The 25,346-nt window shown below is 69.1% G+C and carries 16 protein-coding genes and 1 tRNA gene; 5 read left to right on the top strand and 12 right to left on the bottom strand.

What is annotated here, in order from left to right:
- Positions 1 to 10: 10 nt before the first annotated feature.
- The 5 genes from ACWEKS_RS07645 to ACWEKS_RS07625 form a co-directional block, all read right to left on the bottom strand.
- Complete coding sequence (locus ACWEKS_RS07645) at positions 11 to 1,486, bottom strand: peptidoglycan D,D-transpeptidase FtsI family protein (protein ID WP_379392950.1); 1,476 nt, start codon at positions 1,484 to 1,486, stop codon at positions 11 to 13.
- Positions 1,483 to 2,949: an FtsW/RodA/SpoVE family cell cycle protein gene (locus ACWEKS_RS07640; protein WP_452339340.1), complete on the bottom strand. Its 1,467-nt coding sequence runs from the start codon at positions 2,947 to 2,949 to the stop codon at positions 1,483 to 1,485. The genes ACWEKS_RS07645 and ACWEKS_RS07640 overlap by 4 nt, the downstream gene beginning before the upstream one ends.
- Complete coding sequence (locus ACWEKS_RS07635) at positions 2,949 to 4,457, bottom strand: PP2C family protein-serine/threonine phosphatase (RefSeq protein ID WP_452339339.1); 1,509 nt, start codon at positions 4,455 to 4,457, stop codon at positions 2,949 to 2,951. The genes ACWEKS_RS07640 and ACWEKS_RS07635 overlap by 1 nt, the downstream gene beginning before the upstream one ends.
- Complete coding sequence (locus tag ACWEKS_RS07630; protein ID WP_040862589.1) at positions 4,454 to 4,921, bottom strand: FHA domain-containing protein FhaB/FipA; 468 nt, start codon at positions 4,919 to 4,921, stop codon at positions 4,454 to 4,456. The genes ACWEKS_RS07635 and ACWEKS_RS07630 overlap by 4 nt, the downstream gene beginning before the upstream one ends.
- A gap of 208 nt (positions 4,922 to 5,129) precedes the next feature.
- Complete coding sequence (locus ACWEKS_RS07625; RefSeq protein WP_452339338.1) at positions 5,130 to 6,548, bottom strand: DUF3662 and FHA domain-containing protein; 1,419 nt, start codon at positions 6,546 to 6,548, stop codon at positions 5,130 to 5,132.
- A 292-nt stretch (positions 6,549 to 6,840) separates the two neighbouring features.
- Here ACWEKS_RS07625 and ACWEKS_RS07620 point away from each other — a divergent pair.
- Positions 6,841 to 6,923: transfer RNA gene (locus ACWEKS_RS07620), tRNA-Leu, on the top strand.
- An 823-nt stretch (positions 6,924 to 7,746) separates the two neighbouring features.
- On the opposite strand, the gene ACWEKS_RS07615 is transcribed toward ACWEKS_RS07620, so the two are convergent.
- Positions 7,747 to 8,799: a stage II sporulation protein M gene (locus ACWEKS_RS07615; RefSeq protein ID WP_452339337.1), complete on the bottom strand. Its 1,053-nt coding sequence runs from the start codon at positions 8,797 to 8,799 to the stop codon at positions 7,747 to 7,749.
- Positions 8,800 to 8,875: 76 nt separating this feature from the next.
- On the opposite strand from ACWEKS_RS07615, the gene ACWEKS_RS07610 reads away from it, so the two are divergent.
- Complete coding sequence (locus ACWEKS_RS07610) at positions 8,876 to 9,682, top strand: RDD family protein (RefSeq protein WP_452339336.1); 807 nt, start codon at positions 8,876 to 8,878, stop codon at positions 9,680 to 9,682.
- Here ACWEKS_RS07610 and ACWEKS_RS07605 read toward each other — a convergent pair.
- The 5 genes from ACWEKS_RS07605 to ACWEKS_RS07585 form a co-directional block, all read right to left on the bottom strand.
- Positions 9,660 to 10,955, bottom strand: coding sequence for a DUF58 domain-containing protein (locus ACWEKS_RS07605; RefSeq protein ID WP_452339335.1), 1,296 nt, complete (start codon positions 10,953 to 10,955; stop codon positions 9,660 to 9,662). The two genes, ACWEKS_RS07610 and ACWEKS_RS07605, sit on opposite strands and share 23 nt — an antisense overlap.
- A gap of 3 nt (positions 10,956 to 10,958) precedes the next feature.
- Positions 10,959 to 11,978 carry an AAA family ATPase gene (locus tag ACWEKS_RS07600; protein ID WP_452339334.1) on the bottom strand — a complete coding sequence of 340 codons (1,020 nt, stop codon included), beginning with the start codon at positions 11,976 to 11,978 and terminating at the stop codon, positions 10,959 to 10,961.
- A complete protein-coding gene (locus tag ACWEKS_RS07595) occupies positions 11,954 to 13,039 on the bottom strand; it encodes a DUF4129 domain-containing protein (protein ID WP_452339333.1) in 1,086 nt (361 codons plus the stop codon). The genes ACWEKS_RS07600 and ACWEKS_RS07595 overlap by 25 nt, the downstream gene beginning before the upstream one ends.
- The gene (locus ACWEKS_RS07590) at positions 13,036 to 13,911 is read right to left on the bottom strand and encodes a hypothetical protein (protein WP_452339332.1); all 876 of its coding nucleotides are present in this window, start codon (positions 13,909 to 13,911) and stop codon (positions 13,036 to 13,038) included. The genes ACWEKS_RS07595 and ACWEKS_RS07590 overlap by 4 nt, the downstream gene beginning before the upstream one ends.
- Before the next feature lie 75 nt (positions 13,912 to 13,986).
- Positions 13,987 to 14,559, bottom strand: a complete 573-nt coding sequence (locus ACWEKS_RS07585) for a TetR/AcrR family transcriptional regulator (protein ID WP_354847442.1) — start codon at positions 14,557 to 14,559, stop codon at positions 13,987 to 13,989.
- Between the two features lie 78 nt (positions 14,560 to 14,637).
- Here ACWEKS_RS07585 and ACWEKS_RS07580 point away from each other — a divergent pair, with 78 nt between their 5' ends.
- A complete protein-coding gene (locus tag ACWEKS_RS07580) occupies positions 14,638 to 16,206 on the top strand; it encodes an MFS transporter (RefSeq protein ID WP_452339331.1) in 1,569 nt (522 codons plus the stop codon).
- Between the two features lie 105 nt (positions 16,207 to 16,311).
- Here the strand turns inward: ACWEKS_RS07580 and ACWEKS_RS07575 are convergent, their stop codons facing one another.
- Complete coding sequence (locus tag ACWEKS_RS07575; RefSeq protein WP_452339330.1) at positions 16,312 to 18,162, bottom strand: DUF4407 domain-containing protein; 1,851 nt, start codon at positions 18,160 to 18,162, stop codon at positions 16,312 to 16,314.
- A gap of 880 nt (positions 18,163 to 19,042) precedes the next feature.
- Here ACWEKS_RS07575 and gltB point away from each other — a divergent pair.
- Both gltB and ACWEKS_RS07565 read left to right on the top strand, forming a co-directional pair.
- Positions 19,043 to 23,692, top strand: coding sequence for a glutamate synthase large subunit (gene gltB, locus ACWEKS_RS07570; protein ID WP_452339329.1), 4,650 nt, complete (start codon positions 19,043 to 19,045; stop codon positions 23,690 to 23,692).
- A 74-nt stretch (positions 23,693 to 23,766) separates the two neighbouring features.
- Positions 23,767 to 25,236: a glutamate synthase subunit beta gene (locus tag ACWEKS_RS07565; RefSeq protein ID WP_452339328.1), complete on the top strand. Its 1,470-nt coding sequence runs from the start codon at positions 23,767 to 23,769 to the stop codon at positions 25,234 to 25,236.
- Positions 25,237 to 25,346 lie beyond the last annotated feature (110 nt).

Below are 25,346 nucleotides of genomic sequence, written 5' to 3'. Positions count from 1 at the left end.
CTCATGTCGTTCAGCCCCCCAGTCCGGCGTCCAGCACCGCTCGCGCGATCGGGGCGGCCACGGAGCCGCCGGTGGCCGCCAGTGCCCGGTCGCCGCCGTTCTCGACGATCACCGCTATCGCGATCTTCGGGTTCTGCGCCGGCGCGAAGGCGATGTACCAGGCGTGCGGCGGCGTGTTGCGCGGATCGTTGCCGTGCTCGGCCGTGCCGGTCTTCGACGCGATCTGATACGAGCGCGGCTGCGTCCCTCCCTGCGTGTTCTTCTCCGACTCCAGCATCAGATTGGTGATCTGGGTGGCCACCTGCGGTGTCACCGCCTGGCCCACCGAGGTCGGCTTGGTGGTCTCCAGCGTGCTCAGATCGGGCGCCTGCAGCTGGTCCACCAGAAACGGCTTCATCCGCACGCCGCCATTGGCGATGGTGGCCGCGATAACCGCATTGTCCAGCGGGGTGAGCGCGACGTCGCGCTGACCGATGCTGGACTGGGCCATGGCCGCATTGTCGGGAATCGTTCCGACCGTGCTGTCCGCCCAGGGGATCGGAATATTGGGGTGCTGGGTTCCGATGCCGAACGCGCTGGCCTCGTCCTTGAGTTTCGCGGCTCCGACCTTCATACCGAGCTCGGCGAAGGCGGTGTTACAGGAGTACTTGAAAGCGTCGGTGAGAGAAGCGGTTTGGGCGTCGCCGGGACCGCAGTGGCTGCCGTTGTAATTCTCCAGCGTGGTGGTGGTGTCGGGCAGCGTGATCCGCGGCGCCGCGGTGAACTGATCGTCGGGCTTGGCGATGCCGTTGGACAGCGCGGCCGCGGTCACGATCACCTTGAAGGTGGAGCCCGGCGGATAGGTCTGCGAGACAGCGCGATTCAGCATCGGCTGGCGCGGATCCTGCTGCAGCTGCTCCCAGGTCTTCTGGGTGGCGGCGCCGTCGTGCCCGGCCAGCAGGTTCGGGTCGTAGGACGGCGTCGAGACCATGGTCAGGATGCGGCCGGTGCTGGGCTCGACGGCCACCACCGAACCGGTCAGGTTCTTGGCGGTGAGCTGGTCGTAGGCGACCTTCTGCATGACCGGGTTGAGCGTGGTCACCACATTGCCGCCGCGCGGATCCCGGCCGGAGATCATGTCGATGAGCCGGCGCCCGAACAGGCTGTTGTCGGAGCCGTTGAGCACCGAGTCCTCGGCGTGCTCGAGCTGGTTGCTGCCGTACTGCATCGAGTAGTAGCCGGTGGCGGGCGCGTAGGCCAGCGGATCGGTCGGGTAGGTGCGCAGGTACTTGTAGCGGTCGTCGGTGGCGACCGACGAGGCCAGCACCGTGCCCGCCGCCGAGATCTGGCCGCGCTGACGTGCGTACTCGTCCAGCAGGACTCGCACATTGCGCGGATCGTTGCGCAGGCTGTCGGCCTTGAACACCTGCACATAGGTGGCATTGGCGAGCAGCGCGACGATCATCACCATGACCGCCAGCGCCACCCGGCGCAGCGGCGTGTTCACGCGCCACCCCCCTCGACCTTGCGCAACAGTTGAGTCGACGCGTCCGCGATCGGCTCCGCCCGCTTGCGGGCGGGGGCCGGCCGGCGAGCGGCGTCGGACACCTTGATCAGCAGGCCCAGCAGCACATAGTTGGCCAGCAGGGACGAACCGCCGTAGGACATGTACGGCGTGGTGAGACCGGTCAGCGGAATCAGCTTGGTGACGCCGCCGACCACCACGAACACCTGGATGGCGATCGTGAAGGACAGGCCCGCGGCCAGCAGCTTGCCGAAGCTGTCGCGAATGGCCAGCGCGGTGCGGATCCCGCGAATGGTGAACACGCAGAACAGCATCAGGATGGCGGTCAGCCCGATCAGGCCGAGCTCCTCCCCGATGGCGGAGATGATGAAGTCGGTCTTGGCGAACGGCACCTGCGAGGGCCGCCCGCTGCCCAGCCCGGTCCCGGCCAGTCCGCCGGTGGCCAGCCCGAACAGCGACTGCGAGATCTGGTAGCCGGTATTGGAGTAGTCGGCGAAGGGATGCAGCCAGGTTGAGAACCGCACCCGCACATGCCCGAACGCGAAGTAGGCGAACACCACCCCGATGGTCAGCAGCACCAGCCCGACCGCCACCCAGCCCACCCGCTCGGTCGCGATGTAGAGCATGCACAGCACGGTGGCGAAGATGAGCAGCGAGGTGCCCAGGTCCTTCTCCACCACCAGCACACCCACCGACAGCACCCAGACCAGCAGGATCGGGCCCATGTCGCGCATGCGCGGCAGCTCCATGCCGAACACGTGCTTGCCCGCTCCGGTGAACAGGTCGCGCTTGGACACCAGCACACCGGCGAAGAACACGATGAGCGCGATCTTGGCGAACTCACCGGGCTGAACACTGAAGCCCGGCAGGCGAATCCAGATCTTCGCGCCGTTCACCTGCGAGTACCGGTCCGGCAGCACCGCGGGCAGGGCGAGGGCGATGACCCCGATCAGGCCGAGGGTGTAGGCGTAGCGGGCCAGGCTGCGGTAGTCACGCAGCGCGATCAACAACCCGGTGAAAACCACCATCCCCAGCCCCGTCCACAGCACCTGCTGGTTGGCGTCGGGGGAGGGGATGGGCAGCGAGGCGAACGCGGCGTCCTGTGCCTGCGCCAGGTCGATGCGGTGGATCACCACCAGGCCCAACCCGTTCAGCAGCGCCACGATCGGTAGTAGGACCGGATCCGCGAAGGCCGCGAACCGCCGCACCGCCAGATGCGCGACGCCGAACAACGCCATGTACGCGGCACCGAGTTTGGCGATCTCCCAGGTGATCGCCTGCTCCTGACTGGCCTCCACCAGCACCAGCGACACCGTCGTGATGACGGCCGCCAGCCCCAGGAGCAGCAGCTCGACATTGCGCCGGGTGGCGGGCGGCGGCGCAGGAGCGAATCCGCCCGGTGGACTGGGAAAAGCCCCAGTGGACGGCGGTGCCGGTGCGGACATCAGTCCGCCGTCCTGCAGTTCTGCCCCGGAGTCTGCGGTGCCGTGGTGGTGGTGACAGGAGCGGTCGGCTGGTCGGTCTTGCGGGGTTCCAGGGGGTGGTTCTCGCCGGTGCGCTCACCGCCGGTGAGGTTGCCGGGCGCGGCCGGAGCGGCCGGGGTGGTGGTGACGGGTGTGCCCGGCTGGTTGGGGTCGGCGGGCGGCGCGACCGGCGTGGTCGACGGCGTGACCGGCGCCTGCTGCTGCTTCTCGCACGGGGGCAGCAGTTCGCCCTGCACCAGGTTCCGGATCTGCTTGACGGCGTCGTCGCGGGAACCGGGCGGCAGGCCCTTGTCGACCGAATCGCGGCCGCTGGGGCGGAGATCGTTGCGGGTCAGCTGGGCACAGCCGGAGGGAAACTTGTCGCCGGGTGCGGTCAGCGTCAATTCGCCGCCGCGCGTGACGCAGCCGACCTGGTCCACATCGCGGATGGAGTAGCCCAGCACCGAACCGGGCAGGCCGCGCAGCACGACCACCTTCTCGCCGTCCACGCCGACGTAGTAGTTGCTGCGAATCATGTTGTAGCCCACGGTGAGTCCCGCGCCGACCGCCACCAGCAGGGCCAGTGACAGCGCCAGCCAGCGCAGCTTGTGGCTCTTCTTGGGCGGTTCGGGTTCGGGCTGCGGCACCGCGCGGCGCGGCGTGGCGCGCGGCGGGCGCATGGCGGCGGCCCGGCCGGCGGCGGTGTTCGGCGGGGGAGTGTCCTCGTCCTCGCCGGAGGCCGCGCCCGCCACGATCGGGTGGCTCTGGCCGTAGTCCAGATCGATGACGTCGGCGACCACCACGGTCACGTTGTCGGGACCGCCACTGCGCAACGCCAATTCGATGAGCCGATCCGCCGACTCGTCGGTGGTGCCCTCGCGCAGCGTGTTGGCGATGGTCTCGTCGCTCACCACGTCCGAGAGGCCGTCGGAGCAGAGCAGATAGCGGTCCCCGGCACGCGCCTCCCGCACCACCAGGGTGGGGTCGATCTCGTTGCCGGTGAGCGCCCGCATGATCAGGGAGCGCTGGGGATGAGTGTGGGCCTGCTCCGGGGTGATCCGCCCCTCGTCCACCAGCGACTGCACGAAGGTGTCGTCGCGGGTGATCTGGGCCAGCTCACCGCCTCTGAGCATGTAGGCGCGGGAGTCGCCGATGTGGGCGAGGCCGAGTTTGCGCCCGGCGAACAGGATGGCGGTGAGCGTGGTGCCCATGCCGTCGAGTTCGGGCTCCTCCTCGACCTGGTCGGCGATGGCCGCATTGCCTTCGTGCACAGCACGATTCAGCTTGCCGAGCAGATCGTCGCCGGGCTCGTCGTCGTCCAGATGCGCCAGGGCGGCGATCATCAGCTGCGAGGCGACCTCACCGGCGGCGTGGCCGCCCATGCCGTCCGCCAGCGCGAGCAGTCGCGCACCTGCGTAGACGGAATCCTCGTTGTTGGCTCGGACGAGACCACGGTCGCTGCGCGCTGCGTAGCGGAGAACAAGTGTCACGATCGCAGCTCGATCACTGTCTTGCCGACACGGACAGGGGTGCCGAGTGGAACTCGGACCGGAGTGGTGACCTTCGACCGGTCGAGGTAGGTCCCGTTGGTGGAACCGAGATCCTCGACGTACCAATCCTCACCACGCGGAGACAGTCGCGCGTGGCGGGTGGAGGCGTAGTCGTCGGTGAGAACCAGTGTGGAGTCGTCGGCCCGCCCGATCAGCACCGGCTGTGTGCCGAGCGAGATGCGGGTGCCGGCGAGAGAACCCTGAGTCACCACGAGATATTTGGCGCCCTTCTGGCCCCGGCGGAATGATGGGAGCACCGCGGAACCGCCTGCGGCCCGAGGCGCGACCCGAAGGCCGGAAGCCGCGTAGATATCGCTGCGCAGGGTCCGGAGCACCGCCCACACGAACAGCCACAACAACAGCAGGAACCCCGCACGGGTCAATTGCAGGATCAATCCCTGCACGGTGCTCCACCTCCTGTTCGACCGTGTCGTGAGTACGGGGCAGTTACGGAGGTGTGGCTCCGTGACCCCCAACCGGTGTGTTGCTGGTCAGCGCGGCCAGAGTCCGCCGCGAGCATTGGCAGCATCATAGGGCCGTCGACCGGTTGCGATCACGATACGACCGAGGAATTCCCAGCCATATCGTGACCTGCACCGCGAGCTTACGGGATCAGACGATCCGGATCAGGATCTCGGAATGTCCGGCGCGGATGACATCCCCGTCGGCGAGCTGCCAATCCTGGACGGGAGACCCGTTGACCAGCGTGCCATTGGTCGAACCGAGGTCCGAGAGCATCGCGGTCTGGCCGTCCCAGCGAACCTCGATGTGGCGCCGGGAAACTCCCGTATCCGGCAACCGGAAGTGCGCGTCCTGCCCGCGGCCGATGATGTTGCTGCCCTCGCGCAACTGGTAGGTACGGCCGGAGCCGTCGTCCAGCTGCAGCGTGGCCGAGTAGCCCGAGCCGCTGCGCGCCGGCGCCGCGCCGTAGCCGGCCTGCTGCTGGCCGTAGCCCTGCTGCTGGCCGTACGCCTGCTCGTCGCCGTAGCCGGCCTGCTCCTGGTACTGGTCGTAGCCCTGCTGGCCATAGCCCTGCTGCTGCCCGTACCCCTGCTCGGCGTAGCCCTGCTGACCGTAGCCGCCCTGGTCGTAGCCCTGCTGGCCATAGCCCTGCTGCTGGCCGTAGCCCTGGTCGGCGTAGCCCTGCTGCTGCTGGCCGTAACCGCCGCCCTGCTCGCTGTAGGCCTGGTCGTAGCCGTGCTGCTGCTGGCCGTAGCCCTGGTCGGCGTAGCCCTGCTGCTGGCCGTAGGCCTGCTCGGACTGGCCGTAGCCCTGCTGCTGGCCGTAGCCCTGCTCGGCGTAGCCGCCCTGCTGCTGGCCGTAACCGCCGCCCTGCTGCTGGTTGTAGTCGTAGCCATTCTGGTAGTCGCCGTAGGCCTGCTCGGACTGGCCGTAGCCGCCCTGCTCGTAGCCCTGCTGACCACCGTGGCCGTACTCGCCGTAACCCTGCTGACCTTGACGGCCCGCAGGCGGGGGCGCGTACCCGCGGTTCCGCGGATCGGACTCCGCGGGCTCACGGCTTGGGTCGTAGCCTGAGTTCTGCGTCATGGGGCCAGCTCCTGGTTGCGGGTTGGGTCGTTGTGGGCGTCCAGGTCCCGGTGACGGGCCTGCCCGCCCACCCGCGTCCGGATCGACCCGGCCGCGTGTCCTGAACTGTCCGGTGTGCAGCGTAGGGGATGCCTCGAACTCCACGTGTACTTCACCGTAGGTCTGCCACCCTTGCTCGCGGATGTAGTCCTGCAGATGCTTGGCGAAAGCACGCTTGGTGAGCTCGTAATCCTGCGTGGCGAGATCGCGATCCGGCTGTCCCTCGCCCTGGACGAGCTGCCGTAGATCCGACTCGTTGACGGTGATGGCATAGCTGTTAGGAGCCAGCAGATGCCCGCCACCGAGATCCTGGATGTGGTCGGCGGCCTCGCGCTGCAGTGCGGCCTCGACCTCCTGGGGCACGACGCTCCCGCCGAAGGCGCGGGCGAAGACATCGCCGACAGCACCCTGGAGACGGCGCTCGAATCGGGAAACAATTCCCATGCCCCCTCCCTTCTCGGGTCCTGCCGCTCCGGTGCGGGAGCGTGCGTCGTGTCATCTGTCCGACCGGCCGTGACGTGCGCGATGTGTCCTTGAATAGCAACACGCCGACGTGGCGTGTCGCCGCAAGGACACGGTGATTGCATGATATCCACGATCGTCCACACCTGTAACTCTTGGCGGCGAGCCGAGGTTCCCGGGGCGAACGCTGATCGTGATCACCCCTCCGCACCCCCGATAACCAGGCGATTTCGTTTTGGTGCAGACCCCGTGATACGTTTCTTCCCGTCGCTCAGGGCGAGTGGCGGAATGGCAGACGCGCTGGCTTCAGGTGCCAGTGTCCGTAAGGACGTGGGGGTTCAAGTCCCCCCTCGCCCACAATGAGGAAGGCCCTCGATCCGAATCGGATCGGGGGCCTTCCTCTATGTCCGGGTTCGGCTGTGTCCGGGTTCGGCGTCCTGCCGGCCGGGTTGGGCGTCCGGGCCGGGAGTGTGATGTCGGATCGGCATGAGTGTGGCGCCCGGTGCCGGCCCGCGCGGGCGGGGTCGCGGCGCGAATCCGCACGGTGCCGGTTCCGCTCAGCGAGACTCGAAAAGCCGCTGGTCACAACGGATGTGACGAAGATCGCACACCCTGTTCGGGGTTACCCACCGGAGGCGTTGCCAGGGGGCGTTTCGGGGCCTTCGTGGGGGCGAAAATCGTTTGCCAGAAGATGCCGACATGGGTATGCGCCCGATTACAGTCCAGTTATGCCTGATGATCATTTAGCGAAAGCCATTCGAAACAAACTTGAGGTTTGTTTGATCCTGGGCGATCGGTGGGCAATCAGCCTGAGCTGGGTCGAAACGCCAGCTTAACGCGGGTTGAACTGATGGTGAGCGGAAAATTTGCGAGTTTTTGGCAAACCAACTGACGGGGTTCGAAACGCATCGCGCGCCCGGGTTCGAAAGGGGTCTCGAAACGCGACCGCGGGGATAGTTTCGGACCCCTCCGCAGACCGCCCGCAAAGCGTATGCCGAGAATTAGCTATCTTGTCGGGTTCCCTACTGGGAAACGATGTTTCGCCTGGTCGCCTTATACGTCCGGTGGGCAAGTCGGAGGTTGCGTAGCCATAACGATTGTGTAGAGTCGTCGGCAACGCTGGCCGCAGCTGAGCCGGACTCGCTGCGGCCAGTGGAAATCAATCCGAACGGTGCCGCGACTACGAAGTCGCCACTCCCGCAACCGGTTCCGGACCCTTCTGGATCGAATAGCCCGTGATGTGCTCCGGGTGATTGCTCGCTGCCCGCTCCGACCGCAGGCGCTCCTGCTCCCGCACCGCACCGCGGCCGCGCCCGAATACATAAGCCAGGAAACCGAGTTCGGCCAGCGCGCCGATGCCGACCCGGACCGCCGTGGGCAGTCCGCTGGGTGTGACGAAGCCCTCGAGGAAACCCGACACCAGCAGCACGCCCACCAGCCCGAGCGCGATCACCGCGGTCGCCCGGCCCTGCCGCGCCAGCGCCTGCGGACGGCTCTCCCGGCCCGGATCGATCAGCGTCCAGCCCAGCTGCAGACCCGCCCCGCCGGCCACGAAAATGGCTGTGAGCTCCAGCATTCCGTGCGGCAGGAGCCAGCCGAAGAACGGGCCCAGCCGCCCCGCCCCCGCCATCAGCCCGGCGCTGATGCCGAGGTTCAAGGCGTTCATGGACAACAGGTAGACGGCGGGCAGGATGAGCACCCCGAGGAAGAGCGCCATGGCCGACACCCACGCGTTGTTGGTCCACACCTTGGCGGCGAAGGCGTCGTGCGAGTGCTCGTAGTAGTAGGTCTCGAATTCGCCGCCGGGGCGCGTCAAGGCATCTGTATCCGTGTCCAGGCCGAGATGCCGGCGCGCGGCCTCCGACCTGGCCACCCACGCGGCCAGCCCGGCCGACCCGAGCAGGAACACCGTCGCCACCGACAGCCACCAGGGCCGAGCCCGGTACACGGCGGCCGGGAACCGGTGCGTGAAGAAGTAGGCGATCTCCCGCGGCGTGTCGAAGCGGGCGCTCAGTATCCGGCCCCGCGCCCGGGTCAGCACCGCCGACAGCCCGGCAATGAGGTCCGGATCCGCCTCGCGCGACTGCAGCCGGGCCAGCTGCTGCGACGTCAGCCGGTAGAGCTGCACCAGCTCGTCGGACTCCGAACCCGTGAGCCGCTTGCCGCGGGAGGCCAGCTGATCCAGCCGCTCCCAGGAAGGCCTGTGAACGAACATGTAGGCGTCCAGATCCATGAGTACCCCTCCTGCGCTACGGCTGACAGAATGCTATCCATCGTGTTTCCGCCTGGCTGAGCGAAGCGAAGGGCAATTGGACACTGCACTGTTCACCACCGGCGAAGCCGTGGCCGTCGAGCTGCCGATCGCGCGGATCCCCACGCGGGCCGCGGCCTTCCTGCTCGACCTGCTGCTGCAGGCCGTGATCGGAACGGTACTGGCGCTGCTGTTCGAGGCGCTGCTGGTGTGGCTCGGCGCCGATTCCGCGTGGCGCGACGCCGCCGTGCTGGTGGCCATGGTGAGCGCGCTGATCGGTTATCCGGTGCTGTTCGAGACGTTTTCGCGCGGGCGCTCGGTGGGGAAGATGGCGGTCGGGCTGCGCGTGGTGCGCGCCGACGGCGGGCCCATCGACTTCCGGCACGCGGTCACCCGCGGACTGGCGGGGATCGTCGACTTCTGGATCATGGGCACCGGGCTGATCGCCGTCGTGGTGTCGCTGTGCTCGCCCCAGGCCCGGCGGGTCGGGGACGTGCTGGCGGGCACCGTCGTGGTGCACGACCGCAGCCGGCTGCCCTTCGCCGCGCTGGCCGCGCCGCCGCCCTGGCTGGCGGGCTGGGCGCGGCAGCTCGATCTGTCCGGTCTCTCCGATGAATTGGCGCTGTCGACGCGTCGGTACCTGCTGCGGTTCCGCACCTTGACCCCGGAGGTCCAGGATCGGTTGGGCCGCACCCTGGTCATCGCGGTGTGCACGAGCCTGCGCACGCCGCCGCCGAACGGCTATCCGCCGCTACAGATCCTGGGCGCGGTGCTGGCCGAGCGGCAGCGGCGGGCCATCCCGCCGCCGCCCTTCGTGCGGCAGTACCCGAGCGCCGTGCCGGCTACAGCGCTCCGGTCCGCTTGAGCTCCAGGTATTCGTCGGCCAGCGCCTCCGGCAGCCGGTCGGGTGCATCGGCGATGACACGAACACCCATGCGGCGCAGCGTCTCCCGGGCCACCGCGTGCTCGGCGATGACATTCTCGGCGGCGGCCGCGGCGTAGAGGTCGTCCAGGCCGGAGCGGCGGGTGGCGGCGGCCGCCACCTCCGGATCGGTCACCGCGACCACCAGCACCCGATGCCGCTCGGTCAGCACCGGCAGCACCGGTAGCAGGCCCTCCTGCACGGTGGCGGCGTCGAGATGGGTGAACCACACCACCAGGCTGCGGCGGCGGGCGCGCTGCAGTGTCGCGCGCAGCACGCCCTGATAGTCGGTGTCGACCAGTTCGGGAGTGAGCCCGGCGAGCGCGTGCATCAGCTTGATCTGCAAGCGCTTTCCGCCGATGCCGCGCACCTCGGTGCGCAGCCGGCGGTCGTAGGCCAGCAGATCCACCGAGTCGCCGCCCGCGGCGGCCAGCCCGCCCAGCAGCAGGGCCGCCTCGATGGTGGCGTCCAGGCGGGTGCCATCGCCGACCCGGCCGGCGCTCACCCGCCCGGTGTCCAGCAGCATGACCACATGCCGGTTGCGTTCCGGACGCCAGGTGCGCACCAGCACGTCATTGGCGCGGGCGGTGGCGCGCCAGTCGATGGTCCGCACGTCGTCGCCCGCGACATACTCACGGAACGAATCGAATTCGGTGCCCTGCCCGCGAATCGTGGTGGTGTTGCGGCCCTCCAGATGCTGCAGCTGCCGGACCTTGGAGGCCAGCAGCCGCTCACTGCGGAACGGCGGCAGCGCACGCAGCCGGGCCGGGACCTCGCGCCGCACCTGGCGGCCGGCCATGCCCAGCGGGCCCAGCAGACGCAGCGTCACCGGGCCGGCCACCCGGTCGCCGTGATAGTCCGGCGTCAGCTCGGTGTGCAGGCGAATCCTGGTGTTGGGCGGCAGGTTCAGGGCGTGGGTGCGATGGCGGGCGTGCGCGCTGGGCGGCCAGTCGTCCCACAGGGTGCCGCGCACCGGCCGGGCGCCGCCGTTGAGCACCGCCAGCTCCACGTCGATGCTGCGACCGGTGCGGACCGTCGTGACGGGGGACCGCGAAAGCTCCAGCGCGCCCGGCGATCCCAGTAGCAGCAGGTCGGCCGCGATCAGCCCGATCAGCGCCAGGGTGGCGAGCAGCACACCGAGCCACGAGGGCAGCGCCAGCGTGACGAACAGGGCCGCGAGCACCGCCGCGGCGGCCAGCCGGCCGGTGACGACCACGGTCTACACCGGAACGGGGACGGACATCAGCAGCGAGGCCAGCACGCCCTCGGCGGTGACGCCCTCCACCTCGTGCTCGGGCCGCAGGTGCAGCCGGTGCCGGAGCACCGTCGTCGCAACGGCTTTCACATCGTCGGGCGTCACATAGGCACGCCCGTTCAGCCAGGCGAAGGCCCGCGCGGCCGCCATCAGCGCGGTCGCGCCGCGGGTGGACGCGCCGTGCGCCACGGCCGGGGAGGTGCGGGTGGCCCGGCACAGGTCCACGGTGTACGCCAGCACCTCGGGGCTGATGGCCACCTGCGCGACGGCGGCCCGGGCGGCCGCGATGTGCGCGGGACCGGCCACCGGGCGCAGCCCGGCGGCGTTCAGATCGCGCGGGTCGAAGCCCGCCGCGTGCCGCTGCAGGATGCGGAATTCGTCATCGCGCCCGGGCAATTGGACGTCCACCTTGAACAGGAACCGGTCCAGCTGCGCCTCCGGCAGCGGATAGGTGCCCTCCTGCTCGATCGGATTCTGGGTGGCGACCACCACGAACGGATCCGGCAGCGGCTGCGGCACGCCGTCCACCGAAACCTGGCGCTCCTCCATGGATTCCAGCAGCGCCGACTGCGTCTTCGGCGGGGTGCGGTTGATCTCGTCGGCCAGCAGCAGGTTGGTGAACACCGGGCCGCGGCGGAAGGTGAACTCGGCCGAGTGCGGATCGTAGATCTGCGAGCCGGTGACATCGCCCGGCATCAGGTCGGGGGTGAACTGGATGCGGGCGTGCTCCAGATCCAGCGCCGTGGCCAGGGCGCGCACCAGCAGCGTCTTGGCCACGCCCGGAACGCCTTCCAGCAGTACGTGGCCGCGGCACAGCAGCGCCAGCACCAGGAACATGACGGCGTGGTCGTTGCCGACCACCGCCTTGCCGATCTCGGCGCGCAGCGCCAGCAGCGCCTGCTGGGCGTCCTGGGCGGTGGGCGCGTGGTTGGTGTCCACGACGTCCCGGGAGAGTTCGGTCACAAGACCTCCGCTTCGATCCATTCGAGTTGTGCGGCCACGAGTTCCAGCGTGACCCGATCGGGGACCGGGTCGTACAGGGCGCCGCGGATGACGGCCGGGTCCGCGCCGGTGCGGGCCGTGATCGACCCGACCACCAGTTCCGCCGGGGTGTCGGCGGTGACGCCGAGTGCGGGCCGCAGCCGGCGCAGCGCCGCCGCCCGCAGTTTCGCGGCCACGTGCTCGTGATCGCGGGATTTCCGGTACAGCCCGGCCTGTCCGGCGAGCAGCTCGTGGGCCGGGGCCTCCACCGGCAGCGGTTCGCGGACGATGGCGCCGCGGCGGCGGCCACGCCACCACAGCACGGCGACCCAGGCGATGAGGAACTGCAGACCGCCGAAGGCCAGCCAGCCCGGTAGCTGCTGGAAGATGGAGTCGCTGCCCGCGCCGAAGTTCGGCGGCGGCACGTCCGGCCGGTTGGGCGGCGGCGGATTCGACGGTGGCGCCGGCGCGTGGGTCGGCGGCGGGGTCGACGGCCCGGACCCGGCATGGGTGAGCACGTACACCAGCACCACGACAGCCAGCACGGCCACGACCGCGGCCCAGAAGCGCCAATCCTTCAGCAGCCGCGGCAGTTCCGCGCGCTCACGGTCCTTCTTCTCCTTGGCGACCCTGGTCTTACGGGTCCGGCGCCGCTCGGCCGGGCCGGCCTTGGGCGGCGGCGCGATCGAGTACCGGTCGGCCTGTTCCAGCTGCCGGTACTCCGCCTCGGTGGCGTAGCGGCCGCCGTAGACGACCTCGTCGAAACTGTGTGCCGCCGAGGGCAGCTCGCCCGCGTCCGGGACCGCCGCGATAGCGGCCCGCGCGGTTTCCCGGGCCGTGCGCGCCCGCTCCTCGTCGAGGATGCCGCGCTGCTCCAGCCCGCGGGTGACGGCGCGGTACCGCTCGCGCAGCGCGGCAGCGAAATCGCCGCGCCGGGCGGCCTCCTCGGCCGCGGCCAGGTGCGCGGCGGCCGGACCCAGGGCGGGCTCGGGCGGCGCCGCGCCGACGAGATTCGGCGCGGCACCGGCGATCTCCGGCCCGGGCGCCCGGTCGGACCCGGTCATCGGCCGCTCCCGCCGGGCACCCGGATGTCCCACGCCTCGCGGCGGCAGCGCCGGTCGACGTAGGTGACGACCTGCGTCGAGGACTCGACCAGCTCCGCGACCGCCACGATGAGCAGGGTGGCGGTGATGATCAGCACCGTCACCGTCCAGCGCCGGGTGCCGGAGAACTGTGCGGTGAACTGCGGCAGCGCCAGCAGCGGCACCACCAGCACGAGCAGCAGCCCGCGCAGGTACAGCCACAGCCCGACCAGCTGCCATTCCGTTCCGCCCGCAAGCAGTTTCGCGCGTCGCGCCGCCACGCCGTAGGTGGCCGACTGATCGAAGATGGTGGGCACCAGCGTGAATCGCCGCCCGCGCAGCCAGGCCAGCCAGATCACCGCGGGCGGCACGGTGAACAGCAGCGGAGTGCCGACGGCCAGCACGCCGAGACCGATGAGTGTGTACATCACCTGATAGCCGAGCAGCGGACCGGCTTCCGCGGCCAGTCGCCGCAGCGCCTCGCGCCAATTCGCCGGCCTGCGGTACACGACCGCCAGCCCGATCGGCACGGTCACCCCGCGGACGAACCAGCGGATCGACCAGGCGCACAGCAGGGTGACCAGCACCGCGCCCCAGAGGGTGCCGCGGTCGGAATTCCCGCTGGCGACGGCCGCGAGCACCGTGCCCGCCACGGCCACCACCGAGGCGACCAGCACGGCGACGCCGAGCAGGCCCGCCAGGGTCTTGATCCGCGCCTGGATCAGCGCGAACGGGAGGTCGAGGAGTTCGCGGAACTGCATCGGGCGAATCGGCACAACCACCGGTTCGGTAGAAGTCGGTTCCCCCACCGAGCCGGTCGGCGAACCGACGGAGTCGGCGGCGGTCGGCAACACGCGGCCGAGTCTATCCGGACCAGCGTCTTCGGTCGCCCGATGCGCGTCCGGACGGCGAACTTCGCACCCCGGATGTCAGGCGGTGGGTGTGCCGGTCTCCAGCAGCCGGGCCACGACCCGGCGGTAGAGCCCGGGTTCGATGGGCGGCAGGCCCAGCAGGGCGCGCAGATAGACGCCGTCGCCGACCAGGCGCACGATCTCGGCCCGCACCGGATCCTCGATCTCGTTGTCCAGGGCCGTCTTCCAGGACCCCATCACCTCGGTGAGGGCCCGGTCGGTCTCCGCCTGCGCGGCGTCCTGCGGCGCGTCGACGCTCCGCATGGCGGCCAGCATGGATCGGTACAGGGCGAGCTCGACGGCGTCGGCGTCGTCCTCGGGATGCGGAGCCTGCAGATACCACTCGGCCACCGAGCGCCCCTGTGCCACCGCGGCTCGCACCTGCTGATCGGCCCGGTCGGTGACGCGGCGGAGCAGTCCGGCGAGCAGTGCGTCCTTGCTCTTGAAGTGATAGAGCAGTCCGCCCTTGGAGACGCCCGCGGTGGCGGCCACATTGTCCAGGGTCACCTGGGACAGGCCCTTGTCGAGCAGCAGGGTTTCGAGCGCGTCGAGGATCCGGTCGCGGGTGCCGGCGGGATCACGTGTGGTCACGACGATTGACTGTACCGTCTGGACGGTTCAGAATGCTACTGTACCGTCTGGACGGTTCACCACCGAGAGAGAAAGCTCATGAGCACCCACGCGACCGCACGTTCCGGCACTCCCGTGACCATCGACCGGCAGCCCACCGCCGTGCCGCCGAAGGCCCGGCCCAGGGATTGGGCCGGGCTCGGCGTCCTCGCGCTCGCGCTGCTGCTGATCTCCGTCGACGCCACCGTGCTCGACCTGGCGGTCCCGGCCATCAGCGCGCACCTCGCGCCCACCACGCCGCAGCTGCTGTGGATCATCGACGTCTACTCGTTCGTGCTCGCGGGCCTGCTGGTCACCATGGGCACCGTCGGCGACCGCATCGGCCGCCGCCGCCTGCTGCTCATCGGCGCGGCCGGCTTCGCCCTGGCCTCGGCCGTCGCGGCCTGGGCGGTCAACCCCGAGATGCTCATTGCCGCACGCGTTCTGCAGGGTGTCGCCGGTGCGACCCTGATGCCCGCCACGCTGGGCCTGATCCGGTCCATGTTCACCGACGCCCGCCAGCGCACCCTCGCCATCTCGGTCTGGGGCGCCATGGCCGCCTCCGGCGCGGCCTTCGGCCCACTGCTGGGCGGCTGGATGCTCGAGCACTTCTGGTGGGGCTCGGTCTTCCTGGTGAACCTGCCGGTCATGGCGCTGCTGCTGGTCCTGGCCCCGATCCTGGTACCGGAGTCGCGCGACCCCGACCCCGGCCGCTTCGATCTGATCAGCGCCGGCCTGTCCATGCTGGCCCTGATCCCGATCGTGTACGCGGTCAAGGAATTCGCGGCCCACGGCCCGAGCCTGAACCTGCTGATCAGCGCCGGTGCCGGCGTGGTCGCGGGCGTGGTGTTCGTGCGCCGCCAGCGCGGCCTGTCCACCCCGCTCATCGACCTGGACCTGTTCCGGCTGCCGGCTTTCCGGGCCGCGGTGTTCACCAACCTGCTGTCGGTGTTCGCGCTGGCCGGCGTGCTGTTCTTCGGCTCGCAGTACCTGCAGCTGGTGCTCGGCAAGTCGCCGCTGGCGGCCGGTCTGCTGCTCATTCCGGGCACCATCGGCTCCATGCTCGGTGCGCTGGCCGCGGCCTGGCTGGTCCGCTACTGGCGTGCGGCGACAGTGCTCGCGGGCTCGCTGGTGACCGTCGCGATCGGCGCGGGCCTCTACTGGCTGCTGCCCACCGACCCCTCGGGCTCGGTGACCCCGTTCATCGTCGGCTTCCTGCTGATCGGCCTGGGTGAGGGTGTGGCCCTGACGGTCTCGGCCGACATGATCGTCAGCACCGCGCCCGAGGCGCGCGCCGGTAATGCCGCCGCCATCTCGGAGACGGCCATGGAGATGGGCATCGCCCTCGGTGTCGCCGTGCTGGGCAGCGCCGTGATGGCGGCCTTCCGCCACGGTCTGGACCTGACGCACGTCCCGTCCGGCCAGGCGGACGCGGCCCGCGAGTCGCTCGGCGGCGCGATCGAAACCGCCCGCGCCCTACCGCAACCCGCGGCCGGGGAATTGCTGAACTCGGCGCACTCCGCCTTCGTCAGCGGCATCCACCTGGCGGCCACCTCCACGGCGGCCATCCTCGTCCTGACCGCTGTCGTCGCCTACCGCTCGGCGACGCGGAAATCGCCGGCGGCGTGATCGAAAGGCGGTGGCATCGAACAGGCGGTGGCATCGAACAGGCTGTGGCCCGGATGTTTCCGTGTTCAACGTGAAACATTCCGGGCCACAGTGGGTTTCGGAAGGCTACTCCCGGCCCCTGCCCGGCGGCAGTTCGCGCGGGCTGCGGTAGTCGAGTTCGGGGTTGCGGCGTGCCGCCAGCGCATCGTGCTGCGCACCCGAGGGCAGGGGATAGCCGGGGTCCATCACCTGGCCCTGGGGGAGGGCCGAGTAGGAGGGGTACTGGGCGTAGGGCTGATCCACCACGCTCGCGGCCACCCGCTGGGCATGCACCTGCTGCGGGGCGCCCTGCGGGAGGTAGCCGTACTGCGGCTGGGCGTAGGCCTGCTGGTGCTGCTGCTGCGCCGAATCCTGGGAATCCACCGTCACCTTGCGCGTGCGGCGCAGCGTGAAGGTGATCTCCTCCGCTTCCTCGAACGCCTGACGCACGGTGCGCAGCGGGTGGGTGGCGGTATCGATGGCATTGGCCACGAAGGACGGCACCAGCGGACGGATCCAGCGGGCGGCGGTGTCGGTGAACGGCACCGTCCCGATGATCGGAAGTTCCAGACCCCCGCCCTTGTTCGCGGGCTGCGCGACCGGCACGGCGGGCACGAGTGCCCCACCCTGCGGTGCGGGGGCCAGGGCCCCGGAGGTGAGCTGGGCGGGCAGGTTCGGCGACTGTGTCACGATCCCCTCCTGGGACACGGTGCTGTCCTTTCGATCCCCGGCCGGGCCGGCGGGGAGTTCATGTCTGGTGGCATTGTCGAATTCGGCGATCGCGCGCTGGGTGGGTTCGGTGATGCCGATCTCGAAATTGCCGATGGCGGCGATGATGCGGGTGCGCTGCCGTTCCCGGTCGATGGCGGTGTCGGCATGTGCGGCCAGCCGCGCGGCGGTGAGTTGTTGTTCGGCGCGCAGGCTCTCGGTCTCCACGCGCACCTCGGCCTGTTTGACGGCGATGGCGGTGGCGGCGGCCTGGTCGATGCGGTCGGTGGCGGTACGGACCGCGACGGTGCGGTCGAACGCCGTCTCACCCCGCCACCACCGCAGCAGCAGCGGCAGCAGGGCCAGCACGATCATGAGCACGGACACGGCGAGCCGCAAGACGAACGGCCCGAAATGTCCGGTGGTGTAGTCGTTCATGGCCACCCAGCGCGCCCCGAGCCCGCGGTCGCCGTCGGTGTAGGCGGACTTGCGGGCCGTCGCGAGGGCCCTGTCCTGCTCGGTGACCTTGGCGTCGAGCCCGTCGACCTTGCCCTGCGCCGCGCTGAGCTGGTTGCGGGCGTCGTCGAGCATCTGGTTGGCGGTGCGCTCCTCGGGACCGCGCCCCGGCACGCGGGTGATCATGTTCTGCGGGCAGTCCGCCCCCGGGTTGAATTCGCAGCGCGCGATGATCAGCGCATTGGTGACGTCGTTCTGCGCCTTGGTGATCTGCTGGTCCAGCGCGGTGCGATCGGTCCTGGCCTGCTCCAGCTCGGTGCGCGCGGTGACCACGGCGGGCGCGGATTCCACTGCGTGCTGGGCGGATTCGTCGAGCAACCGGTCCACGGTGCCGGAGAACAGGATGGTGCAGGCCAATTCGGCGATCACCACCCCGGCGATCACCGCCACCGCGATGCGACCGCCGAATTCGGCTACCGCCCGGCGATTCTCCCGGCGATCGGGTGCGGCGGCGGTGGCCAGCGCCCGGGCGATGGCCCCCATCAGGACCGTCGCGATGAGCGCGACCGCCACGATGGCGATGACCGGCCAGCGCGCCGCTCCCGTCGCGGCGGCCGTGACGGCGCCCGCGGTGCCCGCGAACAGCGCCACCACGGCGCCGGTGACGGTGTAGCCGCCGCGCTCGGGCCCGTCGGTGAGCTGCGGTTGTGCGCCGCCCAGCCAGACCAGCAAGGCGCCGAGCCCGGCGGACCCGGGGACATGGTGAACGGTCATGGGAGTTCACATCCTCTGAGTCCCGGGTGATTCGGCTTCTCGAAACCGTCGCTGATTCGTTGTCTCAGCGTGACAGGCGTACACCTGTTCCATCGACCGCGGCGGCTGGGATGTGGCCAGGCTCACAATGCCACGTTTCGGGCGGGTGACGTGGTGTTGATCACGCGCGGACCGGCTCGGATGGCGCGGAAAACGTGGCCAGGAGGCGGATTTACGGTTTGCTGAACGTGTGCTGAATCCCACATTCAGGAAAAATTCCGTACGGTCCGCAGGTTACCTGCCCATGTCTCCCGGGCGGCCGCCGCGACGACGGAACTTGTCCGGAAAGTTAGCCCGCCAACGCCCGGTTTGCCGGATCCCATTGTGGGGAAATCTGATTCATTGCAGGTGAGAGGCAGTCTGGAGCTGCGCTGGACCGCCCGGCCGGAGCCCTCGCGCGCGTGCGATGCAGTGGTGAACTCAACTGAAACGCACGTGCACCCCTGCCTTACACTGGAGAACGCGCGTGTGTTGGAGGACCGATGAAGAAGCCCAGCTAGAACCTGGAATTAGTACAACCTAAGTTGGTTGGGCTCAAGTCCTGACTTATCGTTTGCTCTTACGCCGAACTACACATTTCGGCATTCTCCCCATACGGTCAGAGGCCCGATCGGTGCTCAGCCTAGCGGGCGAGACCTGCGCGGTGTGTAGCGAAGACGTAAGGGTTCCGTTACCACCGAGCACCCGACTAGGTAATCGAAGCGGGTGGACAACTGCAAAGTTGACTGCACGGAATGACCATCAGCGCCGCTGGTCTCCGAACGTCCGGACGCAGTCCAGACCGGAGGCGTTCGACGAAGGCCGCATTCTTCGAAGGCCTGTTTTTTGTGAAGGCAGAGGCATGACGCAACTTCCTGGCCACAGGTCCCCTGGACCCATCGGGCTCTATGACCCGGCGAATGAACACGACGCGTGTGGTGTCGCATTCGTCGTCGACATGCACGGCCGCCGCAGCCGCGACATCGTCGACAAGGCTATTACGGCATTGCTGAACCTGGAGCACCGTGGTGCCGCCGGTGCCGAACCCAACTCGGGTGACGGCGCGGGCATCCTGATCCAGCTCCCGGACAAGTTCTTCCGTGCTGTCGTCGACTTCGAGCTCCCCGCCGAAGGTTCGTACGCCACCGGTATCGCTTTCCTGCCGCAGGCTCGCCGCGAGGCCGCCCGCGCCGGGTACGGCGTCGAGAAGATCGTGCGCGAGGAGGGCCTCGAGGTCCTCGGCTGGCGCGAGGTCCCGATCGACGGGTCGTCGCTGGGCGCGCTGTCGCGTGACGCCATGCCGACCTTCCGGCAGATCTTCATCGCCTCGCCCAAGGGCGGCACCGAGCAGCTGTCCGGCATGGACCTGGAACGTCGGGCCTACGTCATCCGCAAGCGCATCGAGCACGAGCTCGGCAGGTCGGGTGCCGGCGAGGGCGCGACCGGCAAGGAGTCGGTCTACTTCCCGAGCCTGTCCGGCGAGACCTTCGTCTACAAGGGCATGTTCACCACCCCGCAGCTGCGGGCGTTCTACCTGGACCTGCAGGACGACCGGGTCGAGTCGGCGCTGGGCATCGTGCACTCGCGCTTCTCCACCAACACCTTCCCGTCGTGGCCGCTGGCGCACCCGTTCCGGCGCGTCGCCCACAACGGTGAGATCAACACCGTCTCCGGCAACGAGAACTGGATGCGGGCGCGTGAGGCGCTGCTGAACTCCAACGTGTTCGGCACCGACCACGCCGGCAACAACCGCCTGGAGAAGATCTTCCCGGTCTGCACCCCCGGCGCCTCGGACACCGCGCGCTTCGACGAGGTGCTCGAACTGCTGCACCTGGGCGGCCGCAGCCTGCCGCACGCCGTGCTCATGATGATTCCGGAGGCGTGGGAGCGCCACGAGTCCATGACCCCGGAGCAGCGCGCCTTCTACCGCTACCACTCCTTCCTCATGGAGCCCTGGGACGGCCCGGCCTCGGTGTGCTTCACCGACGGCACGGTCGTCGGCGCGGTGCTGGACCGCAACGGTCTGCGCCCCGGCCGCATCTGGGTCACCGAGGACGGCCTGGTCGTGCTGGCCTCCGAGGTCGGCGTGCTCGACATCGACCCGGCCAAGGTCGTCTACAAGAAGCGCCTGCAGCCCGGCCACATGTTCCTGGTCGACACCTCGCAGGGCCGCATCATCAGCGACGACGAGGTCAAGTCCTCGCTGGCCGCCGAGTTCCCGTACCAGCAGTGGCTGGACGAGGGCCCGACCAAGCTGAGCGACCTGCCCGACCGCCCGCACGTGCACATGTCGCACGACCGTGTGCTGATCCGTCAGCAGATCTTCGGCTACACCACCGAGGAACTGAACCTGCTGGTCTCGCCGATGGCGCAGACCGGTGGCGAGGCGCTCGGCTCGATGGGCACCGACACCCCGATCGCGGTGCTGTCGGCGCGGCCGCGCCTGCTGTTCGACTACTTCTCGCAGCTGTTCGCGCAGGTCACCAACCCGCCGCTGGACGCCATCCGCGAAGAGGTCGTGACCTCGCTGCGCAGCATGATCGGCCCGGAGGCCGACCTGCTGAACCCGGGACCGGAGTCCTGTCGTCAGATCACCCTGACCCAGCCGATCCTGGACAACGACGAGCTCAACAAGCTCATCCACATCAACGACGACGGCTCCCGTCCCGACCTGCGGTCCGTGGTGGTTCACGGCCTGTACCCGGTCAAGAAGGGCGGCAAGGGGCTGCGCAAGGCCCTCGAGGCCGTGCAGCGTCAGGTCTCGGCGGCCATCGACGGCGGCGCGCGCATCATCGTGCTGTCCGACCGCGAGTCCAACGAGAAGCTGGCCCCGATCCCGTCGCTGCTGCTGACCGCCGCGGTGCACCACCACCTGGTCCGGGAGCGCACCCGCACCAAGGTCGGCCTGGTCATCGAGGCCGGTGACGCCCGCGAGGTGCACCACATGGCCATGCTGGTCGGTTTCGGCGCGGCGGCCATCAACCCGTACATGGCCTTCGAGTCCATCGAGGACATGCTCGAGCGCGGCGCGCTGCAGATGCCGGGCAGCACCGGCGATCTCGTGGCCGACTACAACAAGGCCGTCTACAACTACAACAAGGCGGCCGGCAAGGGCGTGCTGAAGGTGATGTCCAAGATGGGCATCTCCACCATCGCCTCCTACCGTGGCGCGCAGCTGTTCCAGGTCGTCGGCCTGGGGCAGGAGCTGGTGAACGAGTACTTCACCGGTCTGAAGTCGCCGCTGGACGGCATCGGCCTGGACGACATCGCGGACGAGGTCGCGCAGCGGCACCGGGTCGCGTTCCTGGAGAACCGCAACGAGCGCGCGCACCGCGAGCTCGAGGTCGGCGGCGAGTACCAGTGGCGTCGTGAGGGCGAGTACCACCTGTTCAACCCGGACACGGTGTTCAAGCTGCAGCACGCCACCCGCTCGGGCCAGTACAAGGTCTTCAAGGAGTACACGAAGCTGGTCGACGACCAGTCGGAGCGTCTCGCCTCGCTGCGTGGTCTGTTCAAGTTCAAGTCCGAGCACCGGCACCCGATCTCGATCGACGAGGTCGAGCCGGCGTCGGAGATCGTGAAGCGCTTCTCGACCGGTGCGATGAGCTACGGCTCCATCTCGGCCGAGGCCCACGAGACCCTGGCCATCGCCATGAACCGCCTCGGCGGCCGCTCCAACTCCGGTGAGGGCGGCGAGCACCCGGCGCGCTTCGAGCCGGAGGAGGGCGGCGACTGGCGCCGGTCCGCGATCAAGCAGGTGGCCTCGGGCCGCTTCGGTGTGACCGCGCACTACCTGACCAACTGCACCGACATCCAGATCAAGATGGCGCAGGGCGCGAAGCCCGGTGAGGGCGGCCAGCTGCCGGCCCACAAGGTGTACCCGTGGGTCGCCGAGGTCCGGCACTCGACGCCGGGCGTCGGCCTGATCTCGCCGCCGCCGCACCACGACATCTACTCGATCGAGGATCTGGCGCAGCTGATCCACGACCTGAAGAACGCGAACCCGCAGGCGCGGATTCACGTGAAGCTGGTCGCGGAGCCGGGCGTCGGCACCGTCGCCGCGGGTGTCTCCAAGGCGCACGCCGACGTGGTGCTCATCTCCGGCCACGACGGTGGTACCGGTGCGTCGCCGCTGACCTCGCTGAAGCACGCGGGTGGCCCCTGGGAACTCGGCCTGGCCGAGACCCAGCAGACCCTGCTGCTCAACGGTCTGCGCGACCGCATCGTGGTGCAGGTGGACGGTCAGATGAAGACCGGCCGCGACGTCATGATCGCCGCGCTGCTGGGCGCCGAGGAGTACGGTTTCGCGACCGCTCCGCTGGTGGTCTCGGGCTGCATCATGATGCGCGTCTGCCACCTCGACACCTGCCCGGTCGGCGTCGCCACCCAGAACCCGGTTCTCCGTGAGCGTTTCACCGGCAAGCCGGAGTTCGTCGAGAACTTCATGCTCTACATCGCCGAAGAGGTGCGGGAGCTGCTGGCGTCGCTGGGTCTGCGGACCCTGGACGAGGCCATCGGCCGGGTCGACCTGCTCGACACCACCGCCGCGAAGGCGCACTGGAAGGCCGCCAAGCTGGACCTGTCGCCGATCCTGGACGACGTCGAGACGGCGTTCATGTTCCAGGACCGCCGCCGCACCAAGGACCAGGACCACGGTCTGGACAAGGCGCTGGACAACGAGCTCATCGCGCAGTCCGCGGACGCGCTGGAGCGCGGCAAGCCGGTCAAGTTCGAATCCAAGATCACGAACGTGAACCGGACCGTCGGCACCATGCTCGGCCACGAGGTCACCAAGCTCTACGGCGGAGTCGGCCTGCCGGACAACACCATCGACATCACGTTCACCGGTTCCGCCGGTAACTCGTTCGGTGCGTTCGTCCCGGCCGGTATCACCCTGCGGGTGGTCGGCGACGCCAACGACTATGTCGGCAAGGGTCTTTCGGGTGGCCGCATCACGGTGCGCCCGTCCGATGACGCGCCGGAGGCGTTCGTCGCGGAGCAGAACATCATCGCGGGCAACGTGATCCTGTTCGGCGCCACCAGCGGCCAGGCGTTCCTGCGCGGTGTGGCCGGCGAGCGCTTCGCCGTCCGCAACTCGGGCGCCACCGCGGTCGTCGAGGGTGTGGGCGACCATGCCTGCGAGTACATGACCGGTGGCCGCGTGGTCATCCTCGGCGAGACCGGCCGCAACTTCGGCGCCGGCATGTCGGGCGGTATCGCCTACGTCTACAACCCGAACGGCACCTTCGAGGCCAACCTCAACACCGAGCTGGTCGACCTCGAGCAGCTGTCGGCCGAGGACGCGCAGATGCTGCACGACATCGTGGTCCAGCATCGCGACGAGACCGGATCCGCTGTCGCCGACAAGATCCTGGGCGACTGGTCGCAGCAGGTGACGAAGTTCGCGAAGGTCATGCCGCGCGACTACAAGAAGGTCCTGCTCGCCATCTCCGAGGCCGAGAAGGCCGGCCGGAATGTCGACGAAGCGATCATGGAGGCGGCGCGTGGCTGACCTCACCTTGGCGGTGCAACGCAGCACCACTGTCGTTGTTCCGTGCGCGCTGCGCATTAGTCAGGAGTTCGTAAATGGGTGACGCACAAGGCTTCCTGAAGCACACTTCCCGGGAACTGCCCAAGCGCCGTCCGGTTCCGCTGCGACTGCTGGACTGGCAAGAGGTCTACGAGGAGAAGTTCTCCCACGAGACCCTGCAGAAGCAGGCCAGCCGCTGCATGGACTGCGGTATCCCGTTCTGCCACAACGGCTGTCCGCTCGGGAACCTGATTCCCGAGTGGAACGACCTGGTATACAAGGGCGCGTGGAAGGAGTCGTTCGATCGGCTGCACGCGACCAACAACTTCCCGGAGTTCACCGGCCGCCTGTGCCCGGCTCCGTGCGAGGCGTCCTGCGTCCTGGGCATCAACCAGGATCCGGTGACCATCAAGCAGGTCGAGGTCGAGATCATCGAGAACGGTTTCGACGAGGGCTGGGTGACCCCGATCTATCCGACCCGCCTGACCGGCAAGCGCATCGCGGTCGTCGGCTCCGGCCCCGCGGGCCTGGCCGCCGCTCAGCAGCTGACCCGGGCCGGCCACACCGTGACCGTGTTCGAGCGCGACGACCGCATCGGCGGCCTGCTGCGCTACGGCATCCCGGAATTCAAGATGGAGAAGCGCTTCATCGACCGCCGCATCGCGCAGATGGAGGCCGAGGGCACCATCTTCAAGACCGGCGTGAACGTGGGCGTGGACATCACGGCCCAGCAGCTGCGTGAGCAGTTCGACGCGGTCGTGCTCGCCGGTGGCGCCACCATCGCGCGTGACCTGCCGATCCCGGGCCGCGACCTGGACGGCATCCACCAGGCCATGGAGTTCCTGCCGCTGGCCAACCGGGTGCAGCTGGGCGACCCGATCACCGACGAGGACGGCCTGCCGCGCATCAACGCGCGCGGCAAGAAGGTCGTCATCATCGGTGGCGGTGACACCGGCGCGGACTGCCTGGGCACCTCGCACCGGCAGGGTGCGGAGACGATCCACCAGTTCGAGATCATGCCGCGTCCGCCGGAGCAGCGGGCCGACTCGACCCCGTGGCCGACCTACCCGCTGATGTACCGCGTCTCCTCGGCGCACGAGGAGGGCGGCGAGCGCGTGTTCTCCGTCAACACCGAGCGTTTCATCGGCGCCGACGGCAAGGTCACCGGGCTGCAGGCGCACGAGGTGTCGATGGTCAACGGCCGCTTCGAGAAGGTCGAGGGCACCGACTTCACCCTCGAGGCCGACCTGGTGCTGCTGGCCATGGGCTTCGTCGGACCGCAGAAGAACGGTCTGCTCGAGGGCCTGGGCGTGGGCTACGACCAGCGCGGAAATGTCATGCGCGACAAGGATTGGGCCACCACCGTGCCCGGCGTCTTCGTCGCCGGTGACATGGGCCGCGGTCAGTCGCTGATCGTGTGGGCCATCGCCGAGGGTCGCGCGTGCGCGTCCGCGGTGGACAAGTACCTGGAGGGTGAGACGGCGCTGCCGTCTCCGATCACCCCGACCATGGTCGCCCAACGGTGATCCAGCGCTGAGCTGAAACCCTGAAGAGCGCTCCCGGACTTCGGTCCGGGAGCGCTCTTTGTTATGCAGGGAAACGATCTGAAATGTGTACTAGTCAGTAACTGGGAGCA

The sequence above is a fragment of the Nocardia sp. NPDC004711 genome, from assembly GCF_053601595.1.
Note: the sequence above shows the minus strand (reverse complement) of the source record. Positions and strands in the feature narration are given on the sequence as shown.

Coding starts and splice junctions, on each gene's coding strand:
- ACWEKS_RS07640 (WP_452339340.1), bottom strand. CDS start 2,949: ATGTCCGCACCGGCACCGCCGTCCACTGGGGCTTTTCCCAGTCCACCG.
- ACWEKS_RS07625 (WP_452339338.1), bottom strand. CDS start 6,548: ATGGGAATTGTTTCCCGATTCGAGCGCCGTCTCCAGGGTGCTGTCGGC.
- ACWEKS_RS07615 (WP_452339337.1), bottom strand. CDS start 8,799: ATGGATCTGGACGCCTACATGTTCGTTCACAGGCCTTCCTGGGAGCGG.
- ACWEKS_RS07600 (WP_452339334.1), bottom strand. CDS start 11,978: ATGGATCGAAGCGGAGGTCTTGTGACCGAACTCTCCCGGGACGTCGTG.
- ACWEKS_RS07595 (WP_452339333.1), bottom strand. CDS start 13,039: ATGACCGGGTCCGACCGGGCGCCCGGGCCGGAGATCGCCGGTGCCGCG.
- ACWEKS_RS07580 (WP_452339331.1), top strand. CDS start 14,638: ATGAGCACCCACGCGACCGCACGTTCCGGCACTCCCGTGACCATCGAC.
- ACWEKS_RS07575 (WP_452339330.1), bottom strand. CDS start 18,162: ATGACCGTTCACCATGTCCCCGGGTCCGCCGGGCTCGGCGCCTTGCTG.
- gltB (WP_452339329.1), top strand. CDS start 19,043: ATGACGCAACTTCCTGGCCACAGGTCCCCTGGACCCATCGGGCTCTAT.
- ACWEKS_RS07565 (WP_452339328.1), top strand. CDS start 23,767: ATGGGTGACGCACAAGGCTTCCTGAAGCACACTTCCCGGGAACTGCCC.